We start from the raw sequence: 2,923 nt of genomic DNA, 5'->3' as shown, positions 1-2,923 counted from the left end.
AAACAGTAATATTGCAATTATAAATGTGAATTTTGTTTTCTTCATTTAGCCGTTCTTATTGTAAGATTACAGAGCAATTGTCACTAAATTCTAAAACTCAATTTTAATATTAAATAAGCCCTAACGGGCTTTCCTAAACGATGGCGTAGCTAACGTTTAGGTTTGGTTAGCAACTGTATTTCTTCTTTTTCTATGTACTCTAGTGCTTTTTCCAAAACTTCATCTTTCCCGTTCCTTATACCTTCAACGGTCGGTTTCACTTCTATATCTGGAACTAAGCCTATACGTTGAGTTTCTCTCCCATCAGGGTAGTATACTCCAATTCCTGAAATTCTGGTCTTAATTCCCCCGACCAGCTCAAACGGAATAATGTTACCATCAGCACCTGCGGTCTGACTTCCTATAACCGTGGCATTGTCAGCAGTCTGTAGCGCCATGACAGTGAACTCTGCGTGGCTTTGTGTATGCTCGTTTACTAACAGTACCACCTGCCCTTGATATGGGCTCTTATTATGCCTGCCAGAACTATCACCTTTTAGCCAGTAGTACTTTCCAGGATAGGCAAGATCGGGCAGGGTAAACTTTGCGTAAGGCCTTGGCTCGGAGTTAAGATAGTTAGAAATTTCGTCCATAGTACCTTTAGGATAGTTCCTGACATCAAGTATGATAGCCTTACACTTCATCAGGCTTTTTATCATGGCTGCCACATCAGGAATCTCAAGAAGCCCCATGTCTACGTAACCGATGTTCCCCTTCAATATCTCCCACTTCGGGCTCTTATTACTTACTCCGTAACTGAAATCACTGAAGTAATACCGCTTCACTTGCTTTTCTTCTAATACACCACTGCGTTCGTATGTTATCGTTACAGTGTCCGTCACGCCATTGAACACAGCATTATAAAAGTCCCTGTACTTTGCAGACTGGTTGGATGCAGGGATGTACTTTGATTTTCTTCCAATGATGCTTTCTATTGTTTCACCATTTACTCTGTGAATTACATCTCCTATATGTATGTCATTTGCATGAGCAAGTGAGTCATTGTAGAAACCTGAAATAACAGCTTTACCGTCTATGATTTTGAATTTGGCTGGTATCCAGTAGTAGCCGAAGACTTCTGGCGCAAATTCGCCAGAAATATAGGCATGACTATCATCTGTTTTTGCCACCAATTCCAGAACTGCCAGATGGTATTCTGAGACATTTGCTGCATTCCTAAACTTTGGAATCATCTCCGTCAGAACATCATCCCATTCCTGGTCTGTCAGGTATTTGTAGGGAAAGAAGTATTCAACAACATTCCAGTACCTGAAAAGGCTCAGCAGCCGATGTGTTTCATCTGGCTGCTTAAAGTACAGCTCGGGATAAGGATTTTCGTTTGTTATATCTAATAAGCCAATAGGGTTAACAGTAGCGTAATGGTTTTTCCCCTGAACCCTGTTCTCTTCAATAAAGTCCAACTGAGAAATCAGGCTTTCTGTAAACAGTGATGTGTCATCTGTCCAGCTCAGATTAAAGTTCTTATCAAACGTACTGTTCTTGCTTGCAGAATCAGGTACTTTTACTTCCCCAAGCCTTGCAATCCAGTCCAGATACACTTGGCTAAGTTCTTTTTTCGATTGTGCAGACATTACCTTTGGCAGGCTCTGAATTAATTCTTCGTCCCAGTTATATTTTCCGCTCGCAACTTGTGGATGGTAGTACTTGAGAAAGCCCCACACCCTTGCAAGGGACTCAAGCTTTTGAATGTCATTAAGCTTTGGCTGCGCTGAACAGCCATAAAGTATGAAAACGAATGATATAATAATCAGTAACTTTTTTCGCATACTTTATATTGTTGCTAACGTGTTGGTGCAGCCGATGGGCGAGGCGTAGCCGAGCATAAGGGCTGAACTTTGTTGTATGTTGCTTTTTTACCTCTTCTTGTTAAAGTTTAGTTTGTACTGTAGGCTCAATTTGCCTATAAAGGAGTATAAGCGAATTTTTTCCTCCGAAATCATTAAGGTTTTTGTTTCAGTAGACCCTTCATACGTGGTATGAGTGTCTGTTCGCTCTACAGATGGAGCAATCAAAGGAATTGCCACCCCCACCTGTGCATTTATGTTTACCCCATACAGGTTATAACCCGCACTAATGGCAGGGTCAGCAGTCAAGCCTCTAAGGTTTTTATAACTGCTTTTCCTGGCAATAGAATTTATGTGGGTGCCGTAAAAGTTGAAATCTGTATACTGTGAATAGTTAAGCCTAAGTCCAAGCCCGTATTCACTTTTCGATACTCTTTTGCCTGCATTAAATTGTCCGAATACGCTCCAGTATCGTGCCTGCGTAACTTCTCCATCTGTATCACCTGTAAAGTGCCAATAGTTGTCTACTTTGGTTATACCAGTACCTATGTAAGCCTCAACAATGGGGAATTCGGGATTGGCAGTTTTGGTAAAATAACCTAAGCCACCTTTGATGGCATAATCATTCCTGTCAACATTATACCTGTCGCCAATAATACTGATTCTTTTTTTAGTGTCATTATCGAAGGTTGCAGCAGAGAATAATGCCAGCTTGTCCGTAAAGGCATATGACAGGTTAAAGTCATACCCACCACCTCTGCCAAATGAGATATGCAACTGATTGTTTTGGTCGTGAAGAGGGATTAACAAAGATTTTGGCGTATAGAATTCTTTTTGTGCAAGAAGTTTATTTGGAAGGAGTACAGCACCGACAATAATGATAGAATACCGCAGCAACTGTAGTTGTAAAACTTCTTTACACCTGTTCATATATTTATGATTTAAGTTACATACAACGTTTAGTCTAGATGGTGTCTCGTTGGAGGGTCGCTGTGCTCGGCAAGGTTCCTCCAATGGCATCTAGACAGTGTTGGTCGAGGGTGTTTTCCCTTTTTCCTCCCGGGTCATGCGAACTTTAC

At 41.1% G+C, this 2,923-nt stretch carries 2 protein-coding genes; both read right to left on the bottom strand.

Translation table 11 applies throughout. The features are described from left to right. Nucleotides 1-149: 149 nt before the first annotated feature. Entirely contained in the window at nt 150-1,826 is a 1,677-nt protein-coding gene (locus tag ACFSRY_RS18630; RefSeq protein WP_377511617.1) for a S41 family peptidase, read from the bottom strand. Nucleotides 1,827-1,913: 87 nt separating this feature from the next. Further along, nucleotides 1,914-2,774 carry a hypothetical protein gene (locus ACFSRY_RS18625; protein ID WP_377511614.1) on the bottom strand — a complete coding sequence of 287 codons (861 nt, stop codon included), beginning with the start codon at nt 2,772-2,774 and terminating at the stop codon, nt 1,914-1,916. Nucleotides 2,775-2,923 lie beyond the last annotated feature (149 nt).

The organism is Pontibacter locisalis (genome assembly GCF_042684605.1).
GTDB lineage: Bacteria > Bacteroidota > Bacteroidia > Cytophagales > Hymenobacteraceae > Pontibacter > Pontibacter locisalis.
This window is presented reverse-complemented; position numbering and strand designations above follow the sequence as displayed.

Coding starts and splice junctions, on each gene's coding strand:
- ACFSRY_RS18630 (WP_377511617.1), bottom strand. CDS start 1,826: ATGCGAAAAAAGTTACTGATTATTATATCATTCGTTTTCATACTTTAT.
- ACFSRY_RS18625 (WP_377511614.1), bottom strand. CDS start 2,774: ATGAACAGGTGTAAAGAAGTTTTACAACTACAGTTGCTGCGGTATTCT.